This window comes from Actinoallomurus sp. NPDC052274 (assembly GCF_040679475.1).
Classification (GTDB): domain Bacteria; phylum Actinomycetota; class Actinomycetes; order Streptosporangiales; family Streptosporangiaceae; genus Actinoallomurus; species Actinoallomurus liliacearum.
Genome location: NZ_JBFAUT010000005.1, coordinates 52,789 through 78,612, shown reverse-complemented (window position 1 = coordinate 78,612; position 25,824 = coordinate 52,789). Strand labels below are relative to the sequence as shown.

General features: G+C 70.4%; 25 protein-coding genes and 3 riboswitches. Of the genes, 15 read left to right on the top strand and 10 right to left on the bottom strand.

The window, feature by feature from the left end; all coding sequences use genetic code 11:
* Positions 1–122 precede the first annotated feature (122 nt).
* The 3 genes from AB0K82_RS06240 (at position 123) to AB0K82_RS06230 (ending at position 2,305) form a co-directional block, all read left to right on the top strand.
* Complete coding sequence (locus AB0K82_RS06240) at positions 123–374, top strand: hypothetical protein (protein ID WP_364393387.1); 252 nt, start codon at positions 123–125, stop codon at positions 372–374.
* A gap of 427 nt (positions 375–801) precedes the next feature.
* The gene (locus tag AB0K82_RS06235) at positions 802–1,182 is read left to right on the top strand and encodes an STAS domain-containing protein (RefSeq protein WP_364393385.1); all 381 of its coding nucleotides are present in this window, start codon (positions 802–804) and stop codon (positions 1,180–1,182) included.
* 151 nt (positions 1,183–1,333) lie between these two features.
* Positions 1,334–2,305: an acyl-ACP desaturase gene (locus tag AB0K82_RS06230; protein ID WP_364393384.1), complete on the top strand. Its 972-nt coding sequence runs from the start codon at positions 1,334–1,336 to the stop codon at positions 2,303–2,305.
* A gap of 322 nt (positions 2,306–2,627) precedes the next feature.
* Here the strand turns inward: AB0K82_RS06230 and AB0K82_RS06225 are convergent, their stop codons facing one another.
* Entirely contained in the window at positions 2,628–3,065 is a 438-nt protein-coding gene (locus tag AB0K82_RS06225; RefSeq protein WP_364393382.1) for a histidine kinase, read from the bottom strand.
* A gap of 514 nt (positions 3,066–3,579) precedes the next feature.
* Between AB0K82_RS06225 and AB0K82_RS06220 the strand changes: the two genes are divergently transcribed.
* The 3 genes from AB0K82_RS06220 to AB0K82_RS06210 all read left to right on the top strand — a co-directional run bounded on the left by AB0K82_RS06220 (position 3,580) and on the right by AB0K82_RS06210 (position 5,788).
* Positions 3,580–4,821, top strand: coding sequence for a PP2C family protein-serine/threonine phosphatase (locus AB0K82_RS06220; RefSeq protein WP_364393380.1), 1,242 nt, complete (start codon positions 3,580–3,582; stop codon positions 4,819–4,821).
* A gap of 442 nt (positions 4,822–5,263) precedes the next feature.
* Complete coding sequence (locus AB0K82_RS06215) at positions 5,264–5,476, top strand: hypothetical protein (RefSeq protein ID WP_364393378.1); 213 nt, start codon at positions 5,264–5,266, stop codon at positions 5,474–5,476.
* 12 nt (positions 5,477–5,488) lie between these two features.
* Positions 5,489–5,788, top strand: coding sequence for a DUF4232 domain-containing protein (locus AB0K82_RS06210; protein ID WP_364393376.1), 300 nt, complete (start codon positions 5,489–5,491; stop codon positions 5,786–5,788).
* On the opposite strand, the gene AB0K82_RS06205 is transcribed toward AB0K82_RS06210, so the two are convergent.
* Positions 5,761–6,027, bottom strand: a complete 267-nt coding sequence (locus AB0K82_RS06205; protein WP_364393374.1) for a hypothetical protein — start codon at positions 6,025–6,027, stop codon at positions 5,761–5,763. The two genes, AB0K82_RS06210 and AB0K82_RS06205, sit on opposite strands and share 28 nt — an antisense overlap.
* Before the next feature lie 123 nt (positions 6,028–6,150).
* On the opposite strand from AB0K82_RS06205, the gene AB0K82_RS06200 reads away from it, so the two are divergent.
* From AB0K82_RS06200 to AB0K82_RS06190, 3 genes are all read left to right on the top strand, one after another.
* Positions 6,151–6,672, top strand: a complete 522-nt coding sequence (locus AB0K82_RS06200) for a hypothetical protein (RefSeq protein WP_364393372.1) — start codon at positions 6,151–6,153, stop codon at positions 6,670–6,672.
* Positions 6,673–6,886: 214 nt separating this feature from the next.
* The gene (locus AB0K82_RS06195) at positions 6,887–7,576 is read left to right on the top strand and encodes an ATP-binding protein (protein ID WP_364393370.1); all 690 of its coding nucleotides are present in this window, start codon (positions 6,887–6,889) and stop codon (positions 7,574–7,576) included.
* Between the two features lie 54 nt (positions 7,577–7,630).
* On the top strand, positions 7,631–8,113 hold the full coding sequence (locus tag AB0K82_RS06190) for a hypothetical protein (RefSeq protein ID WP_364393368.1): 483 nt from the start codon (positions 7,631–7,633) through the stop codon (positions 8,111–8,113).
* An 801-nt stretch (positions 8,114–8,914) separates the two neighbouring features.
* Here the strand turns inward: AB0K82_RS06190 and AB0K82_RS06185 are convergent.
* The 5 genes from AB0K82_RS06185 to AB0K82_RS06165 form a co-directional block, all read right to left on the bottom strand.
* Entirely contained in the window at positions 8,915–9,472 is a 558-nt protein-coding gene (locus AB0K82_RS06185) for a hypothetical protein (protein ID WP_364393366.1), read from the bottom strand.
* A 208-nt stretch (positions 9,473–9,680) separates the two neighbouring features.
* Entirely contained in the window at positions 9,681–10,184 is a 504-nt protein-coding gene (locus AB0K82_RS06180; protein ID WP_364393363.1) for a pyridoxamine 5'-phosphate oxidase family protein, read from the bottom strand.
* Positions 10,185–10,287: 103 nt separating this feature from the next.
* Positions 10,288–10,740, bottom strand: a complete 453-nt coding sequence (locus AB0K82_RS06175; RefSeq protein ID WP_364393361.1) for a universal stress protein — start codon at positions 10,738–10,740, stop codon at positions 10,288–10,290.
* Between the two features lie 238 nt (positions 10,741–10,978).
* A complete protein-coding gene (gene metE, locus AB0K82_RS06170; RefSeq protein WP_364393359.1) occupies positions 10,979–13,303 on the bottom strand; it encodes a 5-methyltetrahydropteroyltriglutamate--homocysteine S-methyltransferase in 2,325 nt (774 codons plus the stop codon).
* 132 nt (positions 13,304–13,435) lie between these two features.
* Positions 13,436–13,656, bottom strand: a riboswitch (cobalamin riboswitch).
* Positions 13,657–13,692: 36 nt separating this feature from the next.
* Positions 13,693–14,277, bottom strand: coding sequence for a histidine phosphatase family protein (locus AB0K82_RS06165; protein WP_364393357.1), 585 nt, complete (start codon positions 14,275–14,277; stop codon positions 13,693–13,695).
* A 22-nt stretch (positions 14,278–14,299) separates the two neighbouring features.
* Positions 14,300–14,440: riboswitch (cobalamin riboswitch) on the top strand.
* A 37-nt stretch (positions 14,441–14,477) separates the two neighbouring features.
* On the opposite strand from AB0K82_RS06165, the gene AB0K82_RS06160 reads away from it, so the two are divergent.
* The 4 genes from AB0K82_RS06160 to AB0K82_RS06145 all read left to right on the top strand — a co-directional run bounded on the left by AB0K82_RS06160 (position 14,478) and on the right by AB0K82_RS06145 (position 19,299).
* Positions 14,478–14,693, top strand: a complete 216-nt coding sequence (locus tag AB0K82_RS06160; RefSeq protein WP_364393355.1) for a CbtB-domain containing protein — start codon at positions 14,478–14,480, stop codon at positions 14,691–14,693.
* A gap of 35 nt (positions 14,694–14,728) precedes the next feature.
* Positions 14,729–15,592: a CbtA family protein gene (locus AB0K82_RS06155; protein ID WP_364393353.1), complete on the top strand. Its 864-nt coding sequence runs from the start codon at positions 14,729–14,731 to the stop codon at positions 15,590–15,592.
* A 127-nt stretch (positions 15,593–15,719) separates the two neighbouring features.
* A riboswitch (cobalamin riboswitch) is annotated at positions 15,720–15,939 on the top strand.
* Between the two features lie 97 nt (positions 15,940–16,036).
* Positions 16,037–18,304, top strand: coding sequence for a ribonucleoside-diphosphate reductase subunit alpha (locus AB0K82_RS06150; protein WP_364393351.1), 2,268 nt, complete (start codon positions 16,037–16,039; stop codon positions 18,302–18,304).
* The gene (locus AB0K82_RS06145) at positions 18,301–19,299 is read left to right on the top strand and encodes a ribonucleotide-diphosphate reductase subunit beta (RefSeq protein WP_364393350.1); all 999 of its coding nucleotides are present in this window, start codon (positions 18,301–18,303) and stop codon (positions 19,297–19,299) included. Before AB0K82_RS06150 ends, AB0K82_RS06145 begins: the two co-directional genes overlap by 4 nt.
* 25 nt (positions 19,300–19,324) lie before the next feature.
* Here the strand turns inward: AB0K82_RS06145 and AB0K82_RS06140 are convergent, their stop codons facing one another.
* From AB0K82_RS06140 to AB0K82_RS06130, 3 genes are read right to left on the bottom strand one after another with little or no spacing between them, the layout of a single operon-like run.
* Positions 19,325–20,527 carry a hypothetical protein gene (locus tag AB0K82_RS06140; protein ID WP_364393348.1) on the bottom strand — a complete coding sequence of 401 codons (1,203 nt, stop codon included), beginning with the start codon at positions 20,525–20,527 and terminating at the stop codon, positions 19,325–19,327.
* 34 nt (positions 20,528–20,561) lie between these two features.
* A complete protein-coding gene (locus AB0K82_RS06135) occupies positions 20,562–23,018 on the bottom strand; it encodes an FtsX-like permease family protein (RefSeq protein ID WP_364393346.1) in 2,457 nt (818 codons plus the stop codon).
* Positions 23,012–23,743 (bottom strand): ABC transporter ATP-binding protein, encoded by a 732-nt coding sequence (locus tag AB0K82_RS06130; RefSeq protein WP_364393344.1) that lies wholly within the window; start codon positions 23,741–23,743, stop codon positions 23,012–23,014. Before AB0K82_RS06130 ends, AB0K82_RS06135 begins: the two co-directional genes overlap by 7 nt.
* Positions 23,744–23,876: 133 nt before the next feature.
* Between AB0K82_RS06130 and AB0K82_RS06125 the strand changes: the two genes are divergently transcribed.
* Together AB0K82_RS06125 and AB0K82_RS06120 are read left to right on the top strand one after the other, a co-directional pair.
* The gene (locus AB0K82_RS06125) at positions 23,877–25,166 is read left to right on the top strand and encodes a sensor domain-containing protein (RefSeq protein ID WP_364393342.1); all 1,290 of its coding nucleotides are present in this window, start codon (positions 23,877–23,879) and stop codon (positions 25,164–25,166) included.
* A complete protein-coding gene (locus tag AB0K82_RS06120; protein WP_364393340.1) occupies positions 25,145–25,804 on the top strand; it encodes a response regulator transcription factor in 660 nt (219 codons plus the stop codon). The genes AB0K82_RS06125 and AB0K82_RS06120 overlap by 22 nt, the downstream gene beginning before the upstream one ends.
* Positions 25,805–25,824: the final 20 nt, after the last annotated feature.

Below are 25,824 nucleotides of genomic sequence, written 5' to 3'. Positions count from 1 at the left end.
AACTGCAGCGTGTCGCGGGGCTCGCGCCGGAGGTGCGGGTCCCGCCCATGCGGTCCCACCCACCAGGACCCCGGCCGCGCTCAGGTCGTAGACTTCCCTTTGAGGCGACTACGGGGATCGAGATGCCTGAATCCAAGCCCATGGCCGAGCTTCATCTGCGGGTGGTGGGGCAGACTACGGACTGGAAGCTGCTACTCCTCGACGAGCCCCCCACGGAAGATCAACTGGCGGGCTGGATGCAGAATGGAGCGGTGGCGCGGCTGTTGGTCGCCGAGCAGGGAACCAACCAGCCTCATACGCTGCTCGTCAACTTCTCCCTCGTCGTCGCGGCCCGCGTTGTCGTCACGATCTGCGGAAGAGGCGTGACTTTCTGACTCGGCGTAATGGTCGCCCCGTAGGCCGAAACCGCTGCGGACCTTACCGTTGGACGGGCGTGACTACCGACCCGATCGCGCGGCGAAGAGATATGCTCGGAGACAACCGAGGAGCCTTCGTGCCGGCAGCCGAGCCGACGCCTTCCCGGCGTACCTACTAGCTCGGCCCTCAATCACAGGCCAAGACAGGTCGGCGATCATGCCGCCGGACAGCGACGCGCTCTCCTCCGCCGGTTTCCGGCCCCGCCCCACGCCATCAGACGGACGCGGCTTTCAGCGGCTTTGCTCGTTGCCGTGATCCGACCGTCCGGCGCAACCGGGCGCGCTGCCCCAAAGGGTCACACGTTTCACGCTGAGGCGAATTCCGCCTCGCATCCCCGCTTATCACGGCCGATCCCGGCCGTGTCATCTCGATCGGAGCTCACCGATGCATCACTCCACCACTCGAACCAGGCTGCTCAGCCGACGGGCATCCGGCCAGACCATCATCGCGATCCACGGAGAACTCGACATCGCGACCACCGCCCCCCTTCGCGCCCGGCTCTTCACCATCGTGGCGAACACCACGGAACCCGTCGTGATCGACCTGTCCGCCGTTCCCTTCTGCGACGCCTCCGGCCTGGCCCTGCTGGTCGGCGCCTGGCGCCGCGCCGGCCTGCACGGCGTCCCCCTCACGCTCGCCGCACCCCGCCCCAACGTGACCAAGCTCCTGCGCATCACCGGGCTCGACCGCGCCTTCGTCATTCACCCCGCCCTCGCCGCCACACGGCTCGGCCACCTGCCGGCCCTTCACCGCACGGCGGCGTGACCGCCTGACCCATGAGCCGGCGTCCTCCCAATGGGCGGGAACGACCGAACCGCGCCGTGGCCATGACACGGGGCATGGGAGAGCAGGCTCAGGGGATAAAGATCACTGACGCCGGCGAGGCGCCGTTCATGGCACGATTCGGGGGGATCACATGCCGTACACAGCCGGGCCGGAGACGACGTTCGAGCTGCTCATCGAGCTCGAGCCGGTCGTCGCGGCCGAGCTCGACCGTCACCTGGCCACGGCGAGGGAGTGGTTCCCGCATCAGTACGTGCCGTGGAGCCTCGGCCGGGATTTCGACGGTCCGCTGGACGGTGAAGCATGGTCACCCGAGGACTCCACGATCTCGCCCTCCGCGAAGGAGGCGCTGGTCGTCAACCTTCTCACCGAGGACAATCTGCCGGGCTACCACCGCGAGATCTCCGCCATCTTCGGGCGGGACGGCGCGTGGGGCACCTGGGTGGACCGCTGGACGGCCGAGGAGAACCGGCACGGGATCGTGATCCGCGACTACCTCACGGTCACCCGGGCCGTGGATCCGGTCGCGCTCGAACGGGCCCGCATGACGCACATGCAGGGCGGCTACCAGGCCGACCACGGCGACAAGATGCTCCACACTCTGGCCTATGTCTCGTTCCAGGAACTGGCGACGCGCGTCTCTCACCGCAACACCGGCAAGGCCTCGGGCGACCCGGTATGCGAGCGGCTGCTGGCGCGAGTGGCCGCCGACGAGAACCTCCACATGCTCTTCTACCGCAACCTGCTCGCCGCGGCCTTCGAGCTGTCCCCCGACGAGACGATGCGCGCCGTCACCGACGTCGTGACCAACTTCCAGATGCCCGGCCACACCATCGACGGCTTCCTGCGGAAGTCGGCCGCCATCGCCAACGCGGGCATCTACGACCCGCGCATCCACCTCGACGACGTCGTACTCCCCGTCCTGCGGCAATGGCGGGTCTTCGAACGGGAAGACCTGAACGGCGACGGGGACAAGGCACGCCAGGAACTGGCGGAGTTCCTGGAACGGCTGGAGGTGACGGCGACCCGGTTCACCGAACGCCGGGCACGTACGGCCGGTGGCCCGAACGAGGACCGGTCCGGCTCACCGGAGCCCTGGTCGTAGCATCGCCACGTCGTCAGGCCGTTCAGGTCGGCCGTCGGGCCAGAGGAAGAGCCGGCGCACACGATGTCTGGCGCGCACAGGCGGGGCCGGAGCCGGGTATGCATGTCCCGGCCCGCCGCCCGGTCGAGGGGCCGGCCGAACGAGATCTTCGCCACGGGCAACCGTTTGCCCATCTTCGAGAAGTGCCCGAGGGCGATGGCCGGATCCTCGGGCCCCGATGGGAGTCACGCATGATTGCGCGTGCCGCGCGCCGGCACCTCCGGCTCTGTCCGCGTGGCCGAGGACGAAGCCGTTCTCGTGCCTGCGAACATCGTGCCCACCGCTACGATTCCTGCTGGTGTCGGCAGGGCGACGGTCTTGGAGTGCGTTCGGACCGCCGGAACCCGAAAGTGGTGATGCGAAGATCCTTGATGGCTTCGTCCAGCCCGCCGATGGCGTGACAGATCCTTTCGGTCGCGTGGGCGTCGTCGATACGCGTCAAGGCGATGTGCAGGTGCATGCTCACGGCGAACATCTGGCGGACGATGGTGTCGTTCAGATTGTGGGCGATGCGGTCATGTTCGTCGGTCAGGCTCTGCCATACCCTGGCCGAGTCGCCTGCATGGCCGTCCGGGGGCTCCCCCGGAGCACCGAAATCGCGATTCGGCGCTGCCGGCAGACCGTCGCCGGCGCGCCTTTCGGACGCTTCGCCTGGCTGGATCTCACCCGTCGTCGGCGGACCTGGTGCCGCACCGTCGCCGGGTGACCCTGCCGCTGCCATCGGCGCTCGATCGTGTCCGATGATGTGCGACCGGTCCGGCCCGCTCCTCGTGGCGATGATCTCCGGCGGGAGCGATGGCGGAGTCGGCCTGATGGCCGTCGGAGGCGGCCTGCCTGTGGGGCCGTTCGGGGCGGCTGGTGATCGATCGTTCATGACCGTGGCTCCATCGTCTAACCGCCGAAGATGGCCCTTGCCCGTGTGGCGGGTCGTACCCGCGTGCAAGAGCTTGACGCGTCGTCCAGAGCGCCGGCGCTCTCCGAACCGGGGGGACGCACGCCGTGCGAGCCTGTACAAGGGGCGCGCCCATGCCCCTTCAGCACGGTGAGGATGCGATTGTGGTGGGCGGTGGTGGCGATGCCGAGCCATCGGCGCACGCCATGTGCCGATGGCGCTGGTCGGTATCCGCCCGGTTGAGGCACGTGGAGCGACAGTTGCCCGTCGCGATGGGATTGATCGCGTCAGCCGCGTGGAGTAGGTGACATGAGACGTTACGGGCAAAGACTGGTGTGGGGGAATGAAGAACGAGCCGGAGTCTCGCAAGATCGGGATTGATCGCTCGGAAGGGTTCGGTGAGCGGCTGCTGGGGGCACTGCTTGACCGGGCTCATGAGATGCCGCCCCAGCTGATCGCCCCGCTGGTCGCGGAAGAGGTCGCCAAAATCGGTGGTCGGGACATCTCGATCCTCTTGCAGGACTATGACCACCTGCTGCTCGCGCCTCTCTCGGGTCGGGGGCTCACGGTGGGCGCCGCTGAGAGCATCGATGAGTCCCTGGCCGGCCGGGCTTTTCTTCGCGCGCTCCCCGTCGAACAGCCGCTGGCCGACGGCGTACGGATGTTCCTGCCGCTTCTGGACGGCAGCGACGAAGTGGGGGTCATGGCGGTCACCCTCGACACCGTCGATGATGACGACCGGCGGTTGCTGCGGCGACTGGCCGGTCTGATCGCCGGCATGCTGGTCACCAAGAACAGCTATACCGATGAGTTCTTCCGGGCCCGGCGTCGCGAGCAGATGAGCGTGGCCGCGGAGATCCAGTGGTCACTGCTGCCCCCGCTGGCCATGGTCACTCCGCAGGTCGCGGTGGCCGGAATCCTCGAGCCGGCTTACGACGTCGCCGGCGACAGTTTCGACTATGCCCTCAACGACGACATCCTTCACATGGCCGTCGTCGACGCGATGGGCCACGGGCTGAACGCCGCCGTACTGGCCACCGTGGCCATCGGCGCCTACCGGCACGCCAGACGCGCCGACATCGGGCTCGCGGAACTTTACGCCTTCATGGACACGTCCATCGACGCGCAGTTCGGGCCCGACCAATTCGTCACGGCGCAAATGATGCGCCTGAACATCACAACAGGGCACCTGCAATGGGTCAACGCCGGGCATCCCGCACCGCTGCTGATCCGCGATCGTCGGGTGATCAAGAGGCTGGAGAGCCCCGGAACCTTGCCGGTCGGATTCGGCGGCGCCCAGCCGCTGATCAGCGAACAAGCGCTCCGCCCCGGCGACCGGGTCCTGTTCTTCACCGACGGTCTCGTCGAGGAGCACGAGACCGGTGGGGAGCAGTTCGGTGAGGAACGCCTGATCGACTTCGTCGAGAGCACTGGGCGCGTCAGTCAGAGTGTGCGGGAAATGGTGCGGGCCCTGTCCCACGCGCTGATGCGGGAACGTGGCGGGGTCACCACCGACGACGCGACCCTTTTCCTGGTCGAATGGCGCGGGGGGACCGCCGACCACCTCGCCATCGTGGAAACATAGCCAGCAGTCCGTCCACACCGGCAGCCGACGACCGCGCCAGAGGTCAAGAACCTGCTGGTGAACCAGTGCAATATTTCAGGAACTCCGACACTTCACTCGGCCCTCAGGGTCCCTTAGTTCGAAAAACTACCCTGCTGGACCACTTGTACATTCGCCGATCATCGACTGTCCTTGTTCAGCCATTCGTGCGTCCTTGGACACCTCACGCCGCGGCGGCTCCCACGGGTTGGACGACCGTGGGTCGCCCGCGCCGCAGTGCCACGGAGCCGACCGCCCAGGGCAGGGCGATTTCTCTAAAAGATGCTTTGTTGGCCTTCCAGATTCGCGTGACATCCGTCACGGCAGAAAAATGGGGAATCCGGATCTTCCTGTGAACATCCACGGCATTGCCGGACATCGAACTTATTGGTCGAGTCAGTAAGCAACCGGGGAGGTTTTATCCATGCAGTTCAAGAACCTGCGTACGACTGCCGCTCTGGCTTTTGGTGTCGGAATGGCCGCTCTGGCCCTCACCGGCTGCAACGTCGACGGCAAGGTGTCGACGGCGTCGGGCTCATCGGCGCAGACGGCGCCGGGTTCGTCGGCGCAGACGGCACCGGCCACCAATGGCACCCACGACGGGAAGGCGGCCGCGGCGCGCACCGATCGGGGGTGACACGCCGAGCTGATGGCATCCGAGCTCAACGCCGATCTGCAGATTCAAGATCCCAGCTCCAACGGACTGGGAGCGGAGCTGGAAGCGGAAAAGGCGATCGCCACGCTGACCCTCACCAACCGGTCGAGCGAAACCTGCTACCTGCCGGCCGGCTGGACACCGCTCGGGGAGGGCGGGCGGAACAACTACACCGCGATTCCCGCGACCCAGGTGAACTACCCCGGTCCCGGTATGACCGTCACGCTGCGGCCCGGACGTTCGGCCTTCGCCGGAACTGTCGACGATCACGTTATTGAGCACCCGATCATGTAATTGAGCCCGGAGTCGTGCGGTGCGATCACGGTTTTGAGCACGATCTGGCGAACCGCGATCACGTTATTGAGCATGCTCACGACGTGCGCGTGTCGGGTGGATCTGGTCAGCGGCGACCCAAGATCCTCTGGGGGTCTTTTCAACGGTGTCGGGGGAGCCGTGGCGAGGAGAACCTTCGAGATGGTCGATATCGCCGAGATCTTGACGCACTGGTATGCGAGCCGGTCGATCAAGGACATCTCAGCCAGTCTGGGTGTGGCGCGTAACACGATCAGCAAGTACGTGGCGCCGGCGATGCGGGCGGGTCGCGGGGCAAGGTCGGCCCGGACATCCACGTCAAGGTCGGCAAGACCTTGTACTCGGTGCCGTGGAAGTACATCGGCAAGACCATCGATGCCCGCTCCACGGCGAACGCGGTCCAGTTGTTTCTCGAGGGTGAGCTGATCAAGACCCACGTTCGTAAGCCGAAGGGTAAGCAGACCGATCTGAACGACTACCCACCGGAGAAGATCGCGTTCTTCCAGCGCGCCCCGGTGTGGTGCCGCCGGCGCGCCGCCGAGGTCGGCCCGGCCTGCGTCGCGGTGATCGAAGAACTGTTGGCCGGTAACGCGCTGCATCACCTGCGCAGTGCCCAGGGCGTCCTCGGGCTGGCCGACCGGCACGACGCCGACCGGCTGGAGGCGGCCTGCGCCAAGGCCCTGACCGCCGACGACCCGTCTTACCGGACGATCAAAGGCATCCTGGCCGCCGCACCTGACCAAGCGGTGCCGGCCGATGAGCCCGCGGGTGACGGCGGCGCGGCGGCGTTCCTGCGCGGCCCACAGGGCCTGTTCGCCGACAACGTCGTCCCGCTGTCGGCGGCGCGGTCAGCCGAAGCATCCTGACCGCCCGACCTCCCCGGTACCCCTGGCCCAACGGCATCGGGTGCCCGGCGTGGCGGCCGGGCGCCCGAAAGTGAATCAGACAACGGATAAGGATACGGACCGATGACCAGCCAGTTCGAGATCGGCGCGCTGGACAAAGCGCTGCGCAAGCTGAAACTGTCGGGAATGCTGGAGACCCTAGACGCCCGCCTGACCCAGGCACACGCCGGCGACCTTGGGCACGTGGAGTTCCTACTCGCGTTGTGCGAGGACGAGATTAACCGCCGCGAAGCCTCCGCCATCGCCCGCCGCCATCGCCCGCCGGCAACGCCGCGCCAAGTTCGAAGAACAAGTCACCCTGGAAGGGTTCGATTTCAAGGCCTCGACCAAAATCCCCGCCGCGGTTATCCGGGACCTGGCCACCTTGAACTGGCTGCACGAGGGCAGCTCGGTCATCCTGTATGGCCCGGTCGGGGTCGGTAAGACGCATGTCGCTCAGTCGTTGGGGCAGCTTGTCATCCGCGCCGGCTACGACGTCCGGTTCATCAAGGCCTCCCGCGCTCTGGCGCACCTGTCCGGCGGGCACGCCGACGGATCATGGAACAAACGCCTGGCCGAACTCGCCCGCCCCGCCGTGCTCATCCTGGACGACTGGGCGATGCGCGAGCTCAAAGCCACCCAAGCCGATGACCTGTATGAGCTGGTCAGCGAACGCGCCGTGGCCCGTAAGCCGCTGATCTTGACCTCCAACCGGGCACCGAAGGACTGGTATCCGCTGTTCCCGAACAAGGTCGTCGGCGAGTCCCTGCTGGACCGGCTGATCAACAACTCCTACCAGGTGTTCATGGACGGCCCCAGCTACCGGCCCAACAAACGCCCCGGACGCCCCGCGTCCTCCGTCGACACCGACAAACCACAACGATAGGGCCTTGATCATTCGTGTGCGGAACGCCGGTGCCGTGCACCATCATGGTTAAGCATGCGGGACGAACCGGACAATATGCGGTCGCTTGGAGCCGGACTGGTCTTGGCGTCGGCACGCGGGCTTCTCACGGGCGTCGTAGCGCTGCTGATCGCCGGAACGGTCGGGATGGCCGTCATCGTGGTGGGCCTCGAACAGCCATATGGGTTCTTCGAGGGGCCGGTGCGGGGCTCCTTCGGGCGGATGGTGTTCGCCGCGTTCCTGACGCCCGCTCTGGCCGCGGTCACAGGCGTTCAGGCGGCGAAGCTGTTGCGGCTGCCATCCCCCCGCGCGTTCGCGCATCTGGGTTGGCCGGTCCTGTTGGTCACGCTGTGGATCCTGCTCGAGTTGATGAATGACGAGCCGATGGAGACCATCGGACGCGTGTTCTTGAACGCCGTCGTGATCACGTTCCTGCTGCTGCCGTATCCGATTCTCGCGTGCGCCCGCACTGCCAGGGCACGGGCGGCCCTACGGCCCGCCGACGACGGCGAAAGGTAGGGCAGCGGATCGACGGCACACCGATCCTGTTCCCAGCACTCCACGATGAGCTGGAGCGCGGCGCCCAGCGCGCGAGACGGCGGAAGGCAGGCGGCAACCGCGATCACACTTCCACATCGACGGCGAGCCATCAGCCTGGAGTTCGGGCAAATTACTCATCGATCATGGAGCGCTGCCCGCACAGGAACCAGCAATCCTGGCCAAGGGCCTGCATACCTTTGACCAACCCGTCCGCGCCTGGCAACGTTCAGGATGAACGAGACATTCCGGACTCGTACGTCGTGAGCATGCTCAATAACGTGATGGCGGTCTCCGTCATCACCGTTCAATTCCTTGATCGCCAGGCTGCTCAATTAGTTGATCACCTACAGCCGGAACCAAGTGGCACACCACCAAGGGCTGCCCCGGCGGCACCACCGACGGCCTCGGCGTCGCCTGGCACAGCACCTGGATCCCGCTCACCTACCACGGCCTCGACGACGGCTACCAACCTCCGATCTGCGACAGCCTCACCCTGGGCACGCTCCAGCCCACCAGGAACGGCGTCAACTTCCCCTGACCCACCCCGAACGGAACAGGCCCGGCATACGGGGCCGTAGGGAGCAGGAACGCGAGCGTTCCCGCTCCCTAACGCGTCAGCCGCGGGCCGGTGGCCGCGATGGTGCACGGAAAGGCCGCTTCCCGAAAGGATCCGATCGGTTGCGCAAACGCCGAACTCGCCGTGGACGGCGGTGGTTCTCGGTCTTCGGGAGAGAGGACAGCGCGGGCGGTGTGCGCCCGCGCTGTCGGTGCCGGTCACTGTCACCTCAGGACGGGGAAGCGGCGGACCAGCCGGGTCCTGCTCCACAGGCCGCCGAGGCCGAGGGTGTCGCCGGCGTGGACCAGGGCCAGGCCGATGATGAGCAGCGCGTAGATGAGGTGGTCGTCCATGAAGACGTTGCTCGCCGGGGGCAGGACGACGCTCCACATCATCACCAGCATCAGCGTGCCCGCCGCGGCGGCGGCACGCATGCCGATGCCCAGCATCAGCGCCGCGCCGATGCCGGCGAGGCCCAGCATGAACAGCCAGTCGGCCCACGCCGCTCCGGCGATGCCGTGGTAGAAGCCCTTGAAGGGACCGGCCGCGGAGAACTTCAGGAAGCCCAGCGTCGGGTGCCCGCCGTGGATCCACGCCTGCTTGGCGGCGGTCTCGTGACCGAGCCCGAAGAGCTTGTCGAGGAACGCCCAGATGAACACGAATCCGAGCGACAGCCGGGCGATGGCCCAGACGTACGGGGTGACCGGGGAGGTGGGGCGGGGCGCGTGATCTGCCGGGCGGACGGGGTGACGGGTGTCGGGCTTGCGGTCGGTGACGGCCATGGGGGCTCACTCCTTCGGCGTACCGGAGAACTTCCGGCTGCCCTTACTCAACGCCACGCGCCAGGGGCGGCCGCAGAGGCGAAAGCACACGGGCGGCGGGACCTTCGTCCTTCGCTGCGGAGGGGCCGCGAGGCCGGTCTTCGGCACGCCGAAGACCGGCCGGTCGGCAGTGGAGATGCCGACCGGCCGGTCGCGCGGACGGCTCAGGTCACCGGGCGTCGCCGGTCGGCGCGTCCCTGCTGATACGGCGGCCCGTGACGCGGCTGGGCCGGATCCGCAGGAACAGTTCCCTCGGACCTCCCGCCCATGGCTCGACGCCCGCTTCGCGGACCGACGCGCGTTCGTCCTCGGACTCCACATGGTGCAAGGAACCCTGGATGAGGACGCTCCATCCTTCGCGCGCCGCAGGGTCGAGCTCGTCGATCTCGAACGCGACCTTGTACTCGGCGTTCGCGATCCCGGTGCGGAGGTCCTCATCGGTCGGGCTGTCCTGGGCGGTCCGGAACACGATCGTGTCCTCGTACAGCCTGTAGTTGACCGGAAGGATCGTGGGACCGTACCGGCCGTTGTAACCCAGCCGCCCGACACCGCCGGGCGAGATCAGTCGCAGACACTCGGCCTCGTCGAGGGAGACCAGTGCCGGCGCGCCACTGACCGGACCCGACCCCGTGGTCCCGGCCTGAGCCGAGCCGCCGGCTACCTCACCAGTCATGTCATCACCCACATCGATAGTCCAGATGGTCCTGTCCGAATCGGCGGAGCCCACGAACCCGGAGTTCCCGGGACCCCGCCGGCGAACCCGCGCGCGGCGCCCGTCACGAGCGGTGTTCTCCGCGAATGACGACGACGGGACACTTCGCGTGGTGCACGCAGTGCTGGCTCACCGAGCCGAGGAGCGCGCCCGTGAAACCCCCGTGTCCCCGGTTGCCGACCACGATGAGGTCGGCGCCCTCGGCCGCGTCCAGCAGTACCCGGGCGGCGTTTCCTTCCATGACGCGTGCGTTGACGGGCACCCCGGGTCGCTGCCCGGCCTCCTGCTCGATCGTCGCCTCGAGCGTCTTGGCGGCGGCGGCCTTGATGTCGTCCGCTCCCACGACGGCCATGTCCCAGCCGAAGCTCGTCGGGACCTCCCAGCCGATCACCGCCTCCACCGCCGCCCCGGTCAGTCGCGCCTGCCGCAGGGCCCAGCGCAGGGCCGCCCGCGACGGCTCGGATCCGTCAACGCCGACCACGATCCGGTAATGCTTCTCACCGTGTTCGTTCGCCACGGGGGCGTCTCCTTCCACTCGTCAAGGTCTCAGCAGGTCTCCCTGCTCACAGAGCCCGATCACGCGGAGACATGCGAGTGGTGGTGCGCCCGTACGGTCCCAGCGTCCTCATGGTCCTCATCCGACACCATCCGTTTTTCGGACGATAGGGACGAAGGTCCCAGGTCACCGCTTCCAGCGCGGCGGCCGTCGTCCCGGCCTGCCGGGGCGGACATCACGGAGGTCCGCCCCAGCGGCCTCAGAAGGAACCGCCGGGCAGGGTGTCCCGTACGGCGCGGGCCGCGGCGGTCAGGTTCTCCAGCGACGCGCGGACCTCCGGCCAGCCACGGGTCTTCAGGCCGCAGTCGGGGTTGACCCACAGCCGTTCGGCCGGAACCGCTCGCAGGGCCTCTCGGATGAGGCCGGCGGCCTCGTCGGCGCTCGGGATGCGGGGGGAGTGGATGTCGTAGACGCCGGGGCCGACCTGGCGGGGGTAGCCGGCGGCGGCGAGTTCACCGGCGATGCGCATGTGGGAGCGGGCGGCCTCCAGGCTGATCACGTCGGCGTCCAGCTCGTCGATGGCGTCCAGGATGTCGCCGAATTCGGCGTAGCACATGTGGGTGTGGATCTGGGTGTCGGCGCGGACGCCACTGGTGGTGAGGCGGAACGCCTCGGTGGCCCAGGCGAGGTAGGCGGTGTGGTCGGCGGTGCGCAGCGGCAGCGTCTCGCGTAGGGCGGGTTCGTCGACCTGGATGACGGCGATGCCGGCGGCCTCCAGGTCGGTGACCTCGTCGCGGAGGGCGAGGGCGACCTGGCGGGCGGTGTCGGCGCGCGGCTGGTCGTCCCGGACGAATGACCAGGCGAGCATCGTGACGGGGCCGGTGAGCATGCCCTTGACCGGGCGGTCGGTGCGCGACCGGGCGTGGGCGGCCCAGCGGACGGTCATCGGCTCGGGACGGGAGATGTCCCCGGCGAGGATCGGCGGCCGTACGTAGCGGGTGCCGTAGGACTGGACCCAGCCGTGCCGGGTGGCGAGGTAGCCGGTGAGCCGCTCGGCGAAGTACTGCACCATGTCGTTGCGCTCCGGCTCTCCGTGTACCAGCACGTCGAGTCCGGCTTTCTCCTGGAAGGCGATGATCTCACCGATCTCCGCCTCGATGCGTTGCTCGTAGGCGGCGTCGTCGATGCGGCCGGCGCGCAGGTCGGCGCGGGCGCGGCGGAGCTCGTCGGTCTGCGGGAACGATCCGATGGTGGTGGTCGGCAGCGGCGGCAGCCCGAGTCGCGCGCGCTGTGCGGTGACGCGTTCGGCGTACGGCTGGGGGCGCCGGGCGTCTTCGCCGGTGACGGCGGCCACCCGGGCCCGTACCGCCGGGTCGCGCGTGATGGTGGAAGCGGCGCGGGAGGCCAGGTGGGCGCGGTTGGCCGCGAGCTCCGCGGCGATGGCGTCGGTGCCGTGCCGCAGCCCTCGGGCGAGTGTTGCGATCTCCGTGGTCTTCTGGCGGGCGAAGGCGAGCCAGCGCCGGATCTGCGGGTCGATGTCGTGTTCGAGGTCCGCGTCGAGCGGGACGTGCAGCAGTGAGCAGGACGCGGCGACGTCGACCTGGGCGGCCAGGCCGAGGAGCGTGCCGAGGGTGGACAGGGACGCGGTCAGGTCGTTGATCCAGATGTTGCGGCCGTTGACGACGCCCGCGACGAGGCGCTTCGTGGGCAGGCCGCCGACGGCGGCGAGGTCGTCGAGGTTGGCGGCGGCGGGTCCGGTGAAGTCGAGCGCGAGCCCGTCGACCGGCGCGTCGGCCAGGACCGGCAGCGCCTGGCCGAGCCGGTCGAAATAGGAGGCGACCAGCAGTTTCGGCCGGTCGGGGAGGTTCCCGAGCTCGCGGTAGGCGCGGGCGACGGCGTTCAGCTCCGCGGGCGTACGGTCCTGGACGAGGGCCGGTTCGTCGAGCTGGACCCACACCGCGCCGGCGGCGCGCAGGTCGGCCAGGACCTCGGCGTAGACGGGAAGCAGCCGGTCCAGCAGCGTCAGCGGTTCGAAGTCGGCGGCGACGCCGGGGGCGGGCTTGGCCAGCAGCAGGTACGTGACCGGCCCGACCAGCACCGGGCGCGCCGCGAGGCCGAGCGCGAGGGCCTCCTTGAGCTCGGTGACCTGCTTGGTCGAGTCGGCGCGGAAGTCGGCGTCGGGGCCGAGCTCGGGGACGAGGTAGTGGTAGTTGGTGTCGAACCACTTGGTCATCTCGAGCGGCGCCACGTCGTGGGTGCCGCGGGCCATCGCGAAGTAGCCGTCCAGCGCGTCGGCGTCGACCGCGGCGCGATGGCGCTCGGAGATCGCGCCGACCATGACACTGGTGTCCAGCATGTGGTCGTAGTAAGAGAAGTCACCGGTCGGGACCTCGTCGATGCCGGCCGCCGCGAGCCGCCGCCAGGTGGCGTGGCGCAACTCGGTCGCGGTCGACCGCAGGTCGCCGGCGCTGAGGCGGCCGTTCCAGTAGCCCTCGATGGCCCGCTTCAGCTCCCGGTCGGGGCCCTGACGGGGATGGCCGTACACGGTGGCGCGGGTCGCCGCGGCTCCGGTGGTGGCTGTCATTGAAACTCTCCTTCGCGAGCATCTCTGCCGAGCCCGGGCCGGGATGAGAGCGCGAAGGGTGCCGGAGCACAGGGGTATCCCCTGCTGCGTCCGCCGACCCGCCCTCGAGGTCACCGAGCTCTCCGCGCGCGCCGATCGCGCGCGGGCAGTGGCAGGTCTTCGGACTCGCGGGCACGTCTGCCGGGGCAGACACCTACTGGCCGTCGCTTCCCGGCCCCGTCCTCCGGGGCCAGTGCTTCATGACGGCGGTCGTTCCCGCTCACCGCTGCGGGGCAGTCCCGGACTCACACCGGGTTCCCTCTTACGACGCGTCTGCCTGGCGGGCAGGGCGAACCAGCTGCGCTCGGAAGTCTAGGCGTCGTGCCCTGGCGGGACAACGCGGTCCGTGATCAGCCCGCGGGTGGCGGGGCGAGCGGGTGGCCGGTCTCGCGTAGCTGCCAGCGTCCGCCGTGGTGGGTCAGCCAGGTCTGGGACAGGGGGGTCACGTCGAGGCGCCAGAAGCATTCGGGCGGGGCGCCCAGGGCGTGCAGGACGGCGGCGCGGATGACCGCGGGGTGGGTGACGGCCGCGACCCTGCCGGTGTCGGTGGGGAGTTCGGTCAGCCACTTCGCCACCCGGGCGATCAGTTCCGCCAGCGACTCGCCGTCGTGCGGGGTCGCGTGGGGATCGGTCAGCCAGGTGTACAGGTCGGCGGGGTGGTCCGCCTCCACCTCGGTGAGGGTCCTGCCCCGCCAGGCGCCCGCGTCCAGGTCGGCCAGGGCGGGGACGGTGACCGCCTCGATGCCGAGCGCGGCGGCGGTCTGCCGGCAGCGTTCCTCGGGCCCGCGGTAGGCCGCCGTGACGCGGCGCAGTGCGCCCATGGCGGCCGTGGCCGCCTCGGCGCCGTGCGGGTCGAGGGGTTCGTCGTCGGGGAAACGGGCCTCGCGGGTGGCGGAGGTGGCCGCGTGCGCGATGAGCGCGAGCCGAACGGTCATGGGGTGGGTGACCTCCTGCGACGTTGACGGTACCGATTTTCGGCCGTACGATCCGGGCGAACGTGATGCTAAGAGGAAGCCGGTGCAAATCCGGCACGGTCGCGCCACTGTGATCCGGCCCTGAGCCGGAGAGTCAGACCCTCCGCCATCGAAGCGCTCCACCGAGACAGGGACGCTGGATCCCTTTAGGAGGCTGTGACATGACGACCTCGACACTGCCCACTTCTCCTGCGACGCCGGTGGTGGTGTCGGGCAGCCGTGCCGCCCTGTGGCTGTTCGGCACCGTGCTGCTGTGCCTGGCCGCCTACTACTTCATCGGCGTCGACCAGGGCGCGACCTCGGTCTTCGGCAACAACATGGCCATCCACGAGTTCGTCCACGACGCCCGGCACTTCCTCGGGTTCCCCTGCCACTGATCCCGTCCGCGACACCACACCTGAGGGAGTACGCCGTGGAACGGCGATTCATCCTGCGTGGGCTGCTCGTGGGCGCGATCGGCGGAATCCTGGCGTTCGTCTTCGCGCGGATCTTCGCGGAGCCGCAGATCCAGGCGGCCATCGACTACGAGAGCGGCCGGGACGCCGCCCAGGCCATGCTCGACAAGGCGGCGGGCATCGCGCCCGAGGCCGCCGAGTCGGACATCTTCAGCCGCACGATCCAGGCCAACGTCGGCATCGGTGTCGGCGTCATCGTGTTCGGCGCCGCGATGGGCGGCCTGTACGCGGTCGCCTACATCCTGGCCTGCGGCCGCACCGGCAACCTACGGCCGCGGACGCTGGCGATGCTGGTCGCACTCGGCGGGTTCCTGGGGTTCTACCTGATCCCCTTCGCCAAGTACCCGGCCAACCCGCCCGCGATCGGCCATGAGGACACGATCCGCGACCGAGGCGGCCTGTACCTGCTGATGGTCGGATTCTCCATCGCCTTCCTGATCCTGGCGGTCTGGCTGGGGCAGCGCCTCAAGCCCCGGTTCGGGAACTGGAACGCGACCCTGCTGGCCGGGCTGGCGTGCGTCGTGGCGCTCGGCATCGTGATGGCCGTGCTGCCCTCGCTCGGGCACCTGTCGGCGAACGTCCACGAGTACGGCCGGCACGCGACGGAGACGCCGCTGCCGCTGCGGAACCGGCAGGGGCAGATCGTCTATCCGGGGTTCCCGGCTGACGTGCTGTTCTCCTTCCGCCTGTACTCGGTGGCCGCACAGGCGATCATGTGGGCGGCGATCGGCCTGTGCTTCGCGCCGATGGCCGAACGACTGCTCGCCCGTACGGCCGAGGTCCCCCGGAGCGCGCAGACGCAGGCGCAGGCCACGGCGTAGCAGTCGGTTCCATCCGAAGGCCCTCGGCGGATCACCGCCGGGGGCCGTTCGGCGTGCCTGCGTTCTCGTGATTCTTGGTCGACGCGCCCAATATCTAGGGGTGATGCGTTTCCATCACCACTACATGTATGGTTCTGGTGTTGCTGGTTCACCTGCGCCTCGTGTGGCGGGTGTCAAGAGGGAACCCGGTGGGATTCCGGGACTGCCCCGCAGCGGTGAGCGGGAACGACCGCCGTCAACGGCACTGGGCTCGATCGGGCCTGGGAAGCGACGGTCAGTAGGACGCACCCGATGGACGGGTGTGCTGCCCGCGAGTCCGAAGACCTGCCAGTGACCCGTGCGTGAGAGCGCGCGGTCGTCCAGGCCTCGCGGGAGGGTCGGCGGCGGAGTCTGTCGTCCGTGCGCCTCCTTTCCGCGAGCGTGAAGCCCGCCAGGAGAGAGCACGTGACACAACAGCTCATCGCGTCCCCCACGGCCATCGCCGCTCCCGAGCCGACGCTCGCGGCCGAGATCGAGCGTGTCTGCGCCGGCTTGCCGGACGCCGATCCGCTGCTCATCGCCGGAGCCGGTGACCTGGCCGAGGCCGTACGGCGGGCCGCCGCGCTGGTCGTCACCGACCCGGTCTACTCCACGGTCGCCGCCCGGCTGCTGGCCCGGTCCATCGCGAACGAGACCGGCCCGGTGACGTTCGCCGAGTCCGTCGCGGCCGCCTACGAGCAGGGGCTGCTCAACGAGCGAACCGCGGGGTTCGTCGCCCGTAACACGGAGGCGCTGGACGCGCTGGTCGACCACGACGCCGACGACCGGTTCACCTACTTCGGGCTGCGCACGGTCTACGACCGCTACCTGCTGCGGCACCCGACGACCCGGCGGGTGCTGGAGCGCCCGCAGTACTTCTTCCTGCGGGTGGCCTGCGGGCTGGCCGACAGCGTGGCCGAGGCCGCGGAGCTCTACGGGCTGATGTCGCGGCTGGCGTACCTGCCGAGCTCGCCGACGCTGTTCAACTCCGGCGCCGCCCGCCCGCAACTGTCCTCGTGCTTCCTGCTGGACTCCCCGCGTGACGAGCTCGAGGCGATCTACGAGCGGTACGGCCAGGTGGCCCGGCTGAGCAAGTACGCGGGCGGCATCGGGATCTCCTGGAGCCGGGTGCGGAGCCGGGGCTCGCTGATCCGGGGCACGAACGGGCACTCCAACGGCATCGTGCCGTGGCTGCGGACGCTGGACGCGAGCGTCGCGGCGGTCAACCAGGGCGGCCGGCGCAAGGGCGCCGCGTGCGTCTACCTCGAGCCCTGGCACGCCGACGTGGAGGAGTTCCTCGAGCTGCGGGACAACACCGGGGAGGACGCGCGGCGCACGCACAACCTCAATCTGGCCAACTGGGTGCCGGACGAGTTCATGCGCCGGGTCGAGGCGGACGCGACCTGGTCGCTGTTCGACCCCAAGCAGGTGCCGGAGCTGGTGGACCTGTGGGGCGAGGAGTTCGACCGGGCGTACCGCGCGGCCGAGGCCGAGGGCCGATTCGTCCGGCAGATCCCGGCGCGGCAGCTGTACGGGGCGATGATGCGCACCCTCGCCCAGACCGGCAACGGCTGGATGACGTTCAAGGACGCGGCCAACCGCGCCTGCAACCAGACCGCCGAGCCCGGCAACGTCGTCCACCTGTCCAACCTGTGCACCGAGATCCTCGAGGTCACCCACGACGCCGAGACCGCGGTGTGCAACCTCGGCTCGATCAACCTCGCCGCCCACGTGACCGACGACGGGGTCGACTGGGCGGGGCTGCGGGCGACCGCGCGTACGGCCGTGCGGTTCCTGGACCGTACGATCGACCGCGGCTTCTACCCCACGCCGGAGGCGGCGCGGGCGAACCGCCGCTGGCGGCCGATCGGGCTCGGCGTGATGGGCCTGGCGGACGTGTTCTTCCGGCTGCGGCTGCCCTTCGACTCGCCCGAGGCGCTCGCGCTGTCCACCCGCATCGCCGAGGAGATCGCGCTCGCGGCGTACGGGGAGTCGGCCGACCTCGCCGCGGCCTACGGCCCGCACCCGTCCTACGACCAGACCCGCGCCGCCCGCGGCGTCCTGCACCCGGACCACTGGCCGGACGCCGACCGGACGCACGCCGACGAGTGGGAGGCGCTGCGGGCCCGGATCGCCGCGGTCGGGCTGCGCAACTCACTGCTGGTGGCGATCGCGCCGACCGCGACCATCGCCTCCATCGCCGGCTGCTACGAGTGCATCGAGCCGCAGGTGTCCAACATCTTCAAGCGCGAGACCCTGTCAGGGGAGTTCCTGCAGATCAACACCTACCTGGTGGCGGATCTCAAGGCGCGTGGGCTGTGGACACCGCGGGTCCGTGACGCGATCAAGCGCGCCGACGGATCGGTGCAGGACATCAACGAGCTTCCCGGCGAACTGCGGCACCTGTACCGCACCGCCTGGGAGCTTCCGCAGAAGGCGCTGATCGACCTGGCCGCGGCGCGGACGCCCTACATCGACCAGTCCCAGTCGCTGAACCTGTTCATGGCCACTCCCACGATCGGGAAGCTGTCGTCGATGTACGCCTACGCGTGGCGGTCCGGCCTGAAGACCACGTACTACCTGCGGTCGCGCCCGGCCACCCGGATCGCGCAGACGACCGTCGCCCCCGCCCAGGAGGTGGAGGCGCTCATGTGCTCCCTGGAGAACCCCGAGACCTGCGAGGCATGCCAATGAGTCTGCTCGACCCCGGTATGGATCTGACCCTGCGGCCGATGCGCTACCCGGCCTTCTACGACCGGTTCCGCGCCGCGATCCGCAACACCTGGACCGTCGAAGAGGTCGACCTGCACTCCGACCTCGCCGACCTGGCCCGGCTCACGCCCGAGGAACTGCACCTGGTCAACCGGCTGGTCGCGTTCTTCGCCACCGGTGACACGATCGTGGCCAACAACCTGGTGCTCAACCTCTACACGCACCTGAACGCGCCCGAGGCCCGCCTGTACCTGTCACGGCAACTGTTCGAAGAGGCCGTGCACGTGCAGTTCTACCTGACCCTGCTCGACACCTACCTCCCCGACCACGACGAGCGGGCCAAGGCGTTCGCCGCCGTGGAGAACATTCCCTCGATCCGCGACAAGGCGGAGTTCTGCTTCCGCTGGATCGACTCCCTCGGCGCGATGGACCGGCTCCGCGGCCGGGAGGACCGGCGGGCGTTCCTGCTCAACCTCATCTGCTTCGCCGCGTGCATCGAGGGGCTGTTCTTCTACGGCGCCTTCGCCTACGTGTACTGGCTGCGCGACCGCGGCCTGCTCAACGGCCTCGCCTCGGGCACGAACTGGGTGTTCCGCGACGAGTCGATGCACATGGAGTTCGCCTTCAGCGTCGTGGACACCGTACGCGCCGAGGAGCCCGACCTGTTCGACGATGAGCTGACCGGGCAGGTGACGAGGATGCTGGAGGAGGCCGTCGCCGCCGAACTGGCCTTCGCCCATGACCTGTGCGGCGACGGCCTGTCCGGCATGACCGCCACCGACATGCGCGCCTACCTGGAGAACGTCGCCGACCAGCGCCTCGCCCGCCTCGGCATGCCGATCCGGTACGGCACCGCCAACCCGTTCGCGTTCATGGAGTTGCAGGACGTTCAGGAGCTGTCCAACTTCTTCGAACGCCGGGTGTCGGCCTACCAGGTCGCCGTCGAAGGGACGGTCAGCCTCGACGAGGAGTTCTGACCGCACCGGCACGGCGCGGCCGGGGTCAGGGGGTGAGCAGGCCCCATCGGGCGGACCACGCCACGCACAGGATGCCGGCGGCCATCAGGATGATGAGTCGTATCCGGTGCGCGCCGAGGATCGCGTCTCGGCCGCGGGCGACGGCGGTGCCGGTCGCGACGGTCAGCACCGCGGTGGCCAGCGCGAGCACCTGGAGGACGAGCCACGGCACGGCACGGCCGAGCGCGGCCGGCGCCGCGGTCTGCGCGGAGGTCAGGTACACCGAGAGCACGAACAGCACCGTGCCGAGCACCGTGAGGAGACCACAGGCGGCGAGCCATCGGGACAGCCGGCGGACCGTCCGCGGCAGCGCGCGGCGGCGGAGGGCGAGACCGGCGATCAGGCATCCGAGGAAGGTCAGTGTGATGGCCGCGAGCACGATGGCCTGAACCAGGGCGTTGTCATCCCAGTGGCCGCCGGCCGCTCGGCTGGACGCCGCCTGTACCGGTGGTCGCTGCGCGCTGGACGCCGGTGGGTGTCCGGCGGCGACCTGGCGTACCCAGGTGGCCATCGTCGCGGTGTAGCCCGGTGCGAGTGCGCCCAGTCGGTGGCCCTGGATCGACGGGCCGCCGATGCGGTCGAAGCCGTCGCCGGTCTGCCGCCCGTCGTGCGCGGCGCCGGCCAGGAACCCGATGGTGACGGACCGGTCGGCGGCCAGGGCGCGGCGCAGGATGCCGGCGCTCTCGGCGGGTGGCACTTCGATGTCGTGCTCGCCCCACAGGGCCAGCACCGGCATCCGCAGTCGGGCGAGGACCGGCAGCGGGTCGTACGACGCCTCGGGGAACAGGCCCGCACCCGCGACGAGCCGGGCCGCCGGTCCGGTGACCGCGCCGTCCAGCGAGCCGGTGACTCCGTTGTGCCGTGCCATGTTGGCCAGGTACCAGGTCTGCGTGCGCAGCGGGGTCAGGCCGGAGGCCCCGAGGGTCACCAGGAACGCGACGTGCCCGCTGCGTACGGCGGCGAGCGGCGCGACCCAGCCGCCCTCGCTGAATCCCCACAGCCCCACGCGCGCCGGGTCGATGCCCGGCACGGCGCGCAGCGCGGCGACGCCCGCGGCCGCGTCGTCGGCGAGGAGCCCATAGTCGCGGTGGACCTTGGAGTAGCCGACGGTGCGCTTGTCGTAGATCAGGGCCGCGATGCCCGCGCGCGCGAACGCCTCCGCCTCCGGCCGTATGAACGAGAACAGCACGGTGTGCTCTCCTTTGTGTGGAGGGTCGTACGGGTCAGTCGTGGACTCCGGCGGCCTCCATGGGGCGTGCGCGGAGCCGGAGTCCCGCGGGCGCCACGGAGGCGAGGACGGCGAGCAGAGCGCTGCCGGCGACGATCAGGCCCATCGTCGACCAGGGCACGGCGATGACGGGAGTCCCGACCAGCCTGCCCAGGGCGGCGCCCACCACGGCGAGGAGGAGCGCGGAGGCCACGGCGGCGAGCACCCCCCCGACGGCCGTCAACAGCAGGGCCTCGCCCGCCGCCATCGCCAGGATCTGGCGGCGGGTCGCTCCGGTCAGGCGCAACAGGGCGAATTCACGGCCCCGTCCCGCGACGGACGTCAGGAAGGTGTTGGCGATCGCGAGGGCGCTGTAGGCGATCGCGACGCCGAGGAGCACGACGAGGCCGAGTTCGGTCTGGCGGCCTTGCCGGTCGCGCGCCACGGCCGTCCACCGCCCGGTCGGCACGGCCTGTGCGCCCACGCCGTGGGTCGCGGTGCGCAACGCCGCCAGGGCCGCGGGCCGATCGGCTCCCGGCCGTATCCGCACGTAGATCCGTTCCGGCAGCGAGCGTCCGGCGTTCCGCGAATCGATCACCAGGCCATCGCCCAGACCGGCGTCGACCACCGCCGTGACGCGGAGGGCGACCGGGGTACCGTCGGCCAGCCAGACGGGCATCGTGTCGCCGACGTGCCGGTGCCAGGAGCGGTCGACGGCGATGGTCCGGGTGTTCAGGCCGGCGAGCGATCCCTCGACCACCGGCAGGTCGAGAACGGTGGTCTCATCGACCGCCTGGGCCGCGTACGGGACCGGCATCGGGGCCTCCAGATGGAGGGCGGTGAGCGCGGGTTCGTGGGCGAACAGCGTCGTGCTCGTCACCGTCGTGGCCTCGATCCCGGGAACGGCCCGGATCCGGTCGATGACCGTCCGGTTCAGCTGGGCGCCTCCGACGGGCAGGACGACGTAGTCCGCCCGAGCGGCCTGCCGCCGCAGATCGTGGTCCGTGGCGGAGTCGACGGCGCCGCTCGCTCCCAGGACGGAGCAGGCCAGCCCGACGGTGATCAGCACAGGGGCGACGGCGGCCGACGCGCGGCGTACCGCGGTCAGCGAGTTCTCCCGGACCAGGAGCCCGCCCGCTCCGTACGTGAACGGCCGACTCAGGATCCGGATCAGGGGCGGGAGCAGCACGGGAGTGAGCAGGCCGGTCGCCGCGATCAGCAGCAGGGCGAGCTGGACGACGGTCTTCAGGTCCGTGGCCCCGGCCGGGTAGGCGACCACGATCGCGGCGAGCATCACCAGCCCGCCGGCCAGGGCGATCCAGCCGAGCAGCGTCCGAACCCGGGTGATCGCCCGGCGGTCGACGGCGGCCTCTCGCAGCGCTTCGACGGGACGGATCCGGCCGGCCCGCGCCGCCGCGACCGCCACCGACAGGACCGCGATGGCGACGCCGACCAGGAAGGCGACGGCGAGGGCCAGGACCGACCCGGCGGACAGGCCGACGCCGAACCAGGAGGGCGCCATGCCCCGCGCGGTCATCCAGCCGGCCAGCACCGGGCCGCCCCACAGCCCCAGCCCGCAGCCGGCCGCGGCGCCGATCGCGCCGACGAGCGTGGCCTCCAGGCACACCATCCTCATCACCTGACCCGGCGTCGCGCCGGTCGTGCGCAGCAGCGCCAGCTCGCGACGCCGCTGGGTGATGGTCAGACCGAACGCCGACGCGGTCACGTAGAGGGAGACGAAGCCGGCGACCAGCGCCATCACGGCGAGGAACGACTGGAGGGCGTCCAGGTCCGTCGCGTCCTGGGCCGCGCCGGGGTCGGCGAGGTGCCGGGCGTCGCCCGTCAGCACCTGCGTCCCGGGTACCGGGCTCACCCGCCCGCGCGGCACGAGCGCGTCCACCTCCGGCGAGATCCGGGCGGCCTCCGCGTCGGCGAAGAAGACCGCGTGCTCGAACGGCACGCTCGCGGTGACGCCGGTCACCTGGTACTCGCGGGTCTCCCGCGCGGTGCGGACGGCCACCCGGCCCCCGATCAGGCTCCGCGCGCCCCCGCCGACGACGATCTCGTCCGGGCGGCCGGGCGCGCGGCCCGCCACGAGCCGGTACGGCGTGAAGGCGGCGGCCGACCACGCGTGCCCGACCTGATCGGCGGGGCCGCCCTCCACCTGGGCGTGGAACGTCCGGTCCAGGACGGCCCCCGGGAACCGGGCGACCACGGCCGCCGGGAGCGCCGGCTGCTCGGCCAGCGGGACGACGTCCGTCCCGTACCTGTCACGGACGCGCTTGGCCGGCTCGGCCCGGACGACCGCCGGGACGTCGGCGAAGCGCTGCGGGCTCCGGTGCGGGCCGGTGGCCGCGGCGGCCAGCACCAGGCCCATCGTGGCGATGATCGAGACGCCCAGGGCGAGCGCGACGAAGGCGCCGGCGAACGCCGTCCACCGGGCCTTCAGCGTGGCGAGGGCGATGCTCAGCATCGCACGGCCCTCAGCCGGGTCATCCGGGTGGCGACGGCACCGGCCGTGGGACGGTCCATCCGGTCGGCCACCCGGCCGTCGGCGAGGAACACGACCCCGTCGGCGTACGCGGCGGCGACCGGATCGTGCGTGACCATGACGATCGTCTGCCCGTTCTCGCCGGAGAGCCCGCGCAGCAGCGACAGCACCTCGGCGGAGGCGGCCGTGTCCAGCGCCCCCGTCGGCTCGTCGGCGAACAGCACATCCGGCCGGGTGACCAACGCGCGGGCGAGCGCCACCCGCTGCTGCTGGCCGCCTGACAGCTCGCTGGGACGGTGCCGCGCGCGGTCGGCCATGCCCACGGCCTCGAGCGCCGCGGCGATCGTGGTCCGCTCCGGTCGGCGGCCGGCCAGCCGCAGCGGCAGCCCGACGTTCTGTTCGGCCGTCAGCGACGACACCAGGTTGTACGCCTGGAAGACGAAGCCGATCCGGTCCCGGCGCAGGCGCGTCAGCGCCGTCTCACGCAGGCGCGTCACGTCGGTGCCGGCCAGGGTGACGGTGCCCGCGCTGGGGCGGTCGAGCCCGGCCGCGCACTGCAGCAGCGTCGACTTGCCCGACCCGGAGGGACCCATCACCGCGGTGAACGAGCCGGCGGGGAAGTCCACGCTCACCCCGTCCAGCGCGACGACGGCGCCGGGGCCACGGCCGTACGTCCTGCGCACCGCATGAAGCTGTACGTGACTCATGAAGATCATCGAACCGGGCCGGGCGGGGCCGGAGCACTGGTCCGAGATTGCCGATCCGGGGTATGGCCTGCATTACCCGGAAGGTCGGGCAGGCATGGTCGGCGGAGACCGGCCCCGCTCCTATGCTCGGCGCATGGTCTCGGTCCCCCCGTCGCGGACGGCCTGGCAGGCGATGTCGGAGCGACGTTTCCTGCTCTCCGGCTGGCCTTGGCGCGGGGCGGCGTACCTCGCCACCGCGGCCGTGCCGGGGAGCGTCGGGCTCACCGTCATCGGCGCGTTGATCACCGTCGGGGGCGTGTTGTCCACCGTGCTGATCGGCATCCCGATGCTGTTGGCGGCCGGGCTCGCCGGGGTGCCGTTGGCGTCGGCCGAGCGGTGGCGGATGCGGTTGATCGACCCCGAACCCGCGCCCGACCCGCACCGCGTTCCGGACCGTCCCGGCCCGGTCGCCTGGCTCAGGACGCGCTTTCGCGAACCCGCGACCCGGCGTGAACTCGCCTACACCCTGCTGTTCGTCACCGTTCTGTGGCCCCTCGACCTGGGCGTGGCGGTGATCGGGATCTGCCTGCCGCTCGCGTTGCTGAGCGCGCCGATCCCCGTGTTCGTCGCCGGCGGGCACCGTGAACTCTGGCCGGGGGCGACCATCTCCACGGCCGCGCAGGCGCTGGCGGCGGTCCCGGCGGGCCTCGTGCTGCTCGTCGTGGCGGCCTACCTGCTCACCGGCTTCGCCGCCGCGCGGGCGTGGCTGGCCCGGGCCCTGCTGGCGCCCCGTGAGGACGAACTGATCCACAAGCTGGCCGAGGTCACCCGGTCGAGGGAACGATTGGTCCGGGCGTTCGAGGCCGAGCGCCGCAGGATCGAACGCGACCTCCACGACGGGGCCCAGCAACGTCTCGTCGCCCTGTCGATGAGCCTGGGCCTGGCGCGCCTCGACCTGCCGCCGGGGCCCGCCGCCGACCAGGTCGCCCACGCCCAGGAACAGGCCGCGCAGGCCCTGACCGAGCTGCGCGAACTCATCCATGGGATCCATCCACAGATCCTCACCGACCGCGGCCTCCCGCCCGCGGCGCTCGACGTCGCGAGCCGTTCACCGGTCCCCGTGGAGGTCGCGCTCGCGCTGCCCGGCAGGCTGCCGCGGACCATTGAGACCACCGCCTACTTCGCCGTCTGCGAGGCCCTCGCGAACGTCGCCAAGCACAGCGGAGCGTCCCGCGCCTGGGTCACCGGCGGGCTCGTCGACGGCGTCCTCGTCATCGAGATCCGCGACAATGGTGTCGGCGGAGCCGACGCGGAGCGCGGCAGTGGCCTGACGGGCCTCACCGACCGCGTCACGCTCGTCGACGGCGCCGTCACCCTGTCCAGCCCGGCCGGAGGGCCGACCGTCGTGAAAGTGGAGCTTCCGTGCCCGCAGACCGGTCCCTAAGAGTGACCGTCGCCGAGGACAGCGTGTTGATGCGTGATGGGATCATCGCGGTGCTCGAGCGGTTCGGCCACGAGGTCATCGCGGCCGTGGGCACCGCCGAGGCGCTGATCTGCGCGGTGGAGCAGGATCCGCCCGACATCATCGTCACCGACGTGCGGATGCCCCCGGGCCTGTCCGACGAGGGGCTCCGCGCCGCCCTCGCCATCCGGGAGGCACACAAGCGGCTTCCGGTGCTGGTGCTCAGCCAGTACATCCAGCAGACCTACGCCGGCGAGCTGCTCGACTCCTCCGGCGGCACCGGCGTCGGCTACCTGCTGAAGGACCGGGTGGGCGAGGTGACGGAGTTCGTCGACGCCGTGCGTCGGGTGGCCGACGGCGGCACCGTGATCGATCCCGAGGTCGTCCGCCAGTTGCTTCGTCTCCGACGCGACCCCCTCGAACGCCTCAGCCCGCGCGAACGGGAGGTGCTCGCGCTGATGGCCGAGGGACGATCCAACGCCGCGATCGCCCGCACCCTCGTCGTGTCCCCGGCGGCGGTCGGCAAGCACATCAACAACATCCTCGCCAAGCTGGATCTGCCCCCCGCAGACGACGACCACCGCCGAGTGCTCGCCGTCCTGGCCTTCCTGCGAGCCTGAGGAGCCGCCCGCCGGCGGCC

Excerpts from the sequence above, each read along its gene's own strand:
- AB0K82_RS06240 (WP_364393387.1), top strand. The coding sequence starts at position 123 with ATGCCTGAATCCAAGCCCATGGCCGAGCTTCATCTGCGGGTGGTGGGG.
- AB0K82_RS06235 (WP_364393385.1), top strand. The coding sequence starts at position 802 with ATGCATCACTCCACCACTCGAACCAGGCTGCTCAGCCGACGGGCATCC.
- AB0K82_RS06230 (WP_364393384.1), top strand. The coding sequence starts at position 1,334 with ATGCCGTACACAGCCGGGCCGGAGACGACGTTCGAGCTGCTCATCGAG.
- AB0K82_RS06225 (WP_364393382.1), bottom strand. The coding sequence starts at position 3,065 with ATGGCAGCGGCAGGGTCACCCGGCGACGGTGCGGCACCAGGTCCGCCG.
- AB0K82_RS06220 (WP_364393380.1), top strand. The coding sequence starts at position 3,580 with ATGAAGAACGAGCCGGAGTCTCGCAAGATCGGGATTGATCGCTCGGAA.
- AB0K82_RS06215 (WP_364393378.1), top strand. The coding sequence starts at position 5,264 with ATGCAGTTCAAGAACCTGCGTACGACTGCCGCTCTGGCTTTTGGTGTC.
- AB0K82_RS06210 (WP_364393376.1), top strand. The coding sequence starts at position 5,489 with ATGGCATCCGAGCTCAACGCCGATCTGCAGATTCAAGATCCCAGCTCC.
- AB0K82_RS06205 (WP_364393374.1), bottom strand. The coding sequence starts at position 6,027 with ATGTCCTTGATCGACCGGCTCGCATACCAGTGCGTCAAGATCTCGGCG.
- AB0K82_RS06190 (WP_364393368.1), top strand. The coding sequence starts at position 7,631 with ATGCGGGACGAACCGGACAATATGCGGTCGCTTGGAGCCGGACTGGTC.
- AB0K82_RS06185 (WP_364393366.1), bottom strand. The coding sequence starts at position 9,472 with ATGGCCGTCACCGACCGCAAGCCCGACACCCGTCACCCCGTCCGCCCG.
- AB0K82_RS06180 (WP_364393363.1), bottom strand. The coding sequence starts at position 10,184 with ATGACTGGTGAGGTAGCCGGCGGCTCGGCTCAGGCCGGGACCACGGGG.
- metE (WP_364393359.1), bottom strand. The coding sequence starts at position 13,303 with ATGACAGCCACCACCGGAGCCGCGGCGACCCGCGCCACCGTGTACGGC.
- AB0K82_RS06165 (WP_364393357.1), bottom strand. The coding sequence starts at position 14,277 with ATGACCGTTCGGCTCGCGCTCATCGCGCACGCGGCCACCTCCGCCACC.
- AB0K82_RS06160 (WP_364393355.1), top strand. The coding sequence starts at position 14,478 with ATGACGACCTCGACACTGCCCACTTCTCCTGCGACGCCGGTGGTGGTG.
- AB0K82_RS06145 (WP_364393350.1), top strand. The coding sequence starts at position 18,301 with ATGAGTCTGCTCGACCCCGGTATGGATCTGACCCTGCGGCCGATGCGC.
- AB0K82_RS06135 (WP_364393346.1), bottom strand. The coding sequence starts at position 23,018 with ATGCTGAGCATCGCCCTCGCCACGCTGAAGGCCCGGTGGACGGCGTTC.
- AB0K82_RS06130 (WP_364393344.1), bottom strand. The coding sequence starts at position 23,743 with ATGAGTCACGTACAGCTTCATGCGGTGCGCAGGACGTACGGCCGTGGC.
- AB0K82_RS06125 (WP_364393342.1), top strand. The coding sequence starts at position 23,877 with ATGGTCTCGGTCCCCCCGTCGCGGACGGCCTGGCAGGCGATGTCGGAG.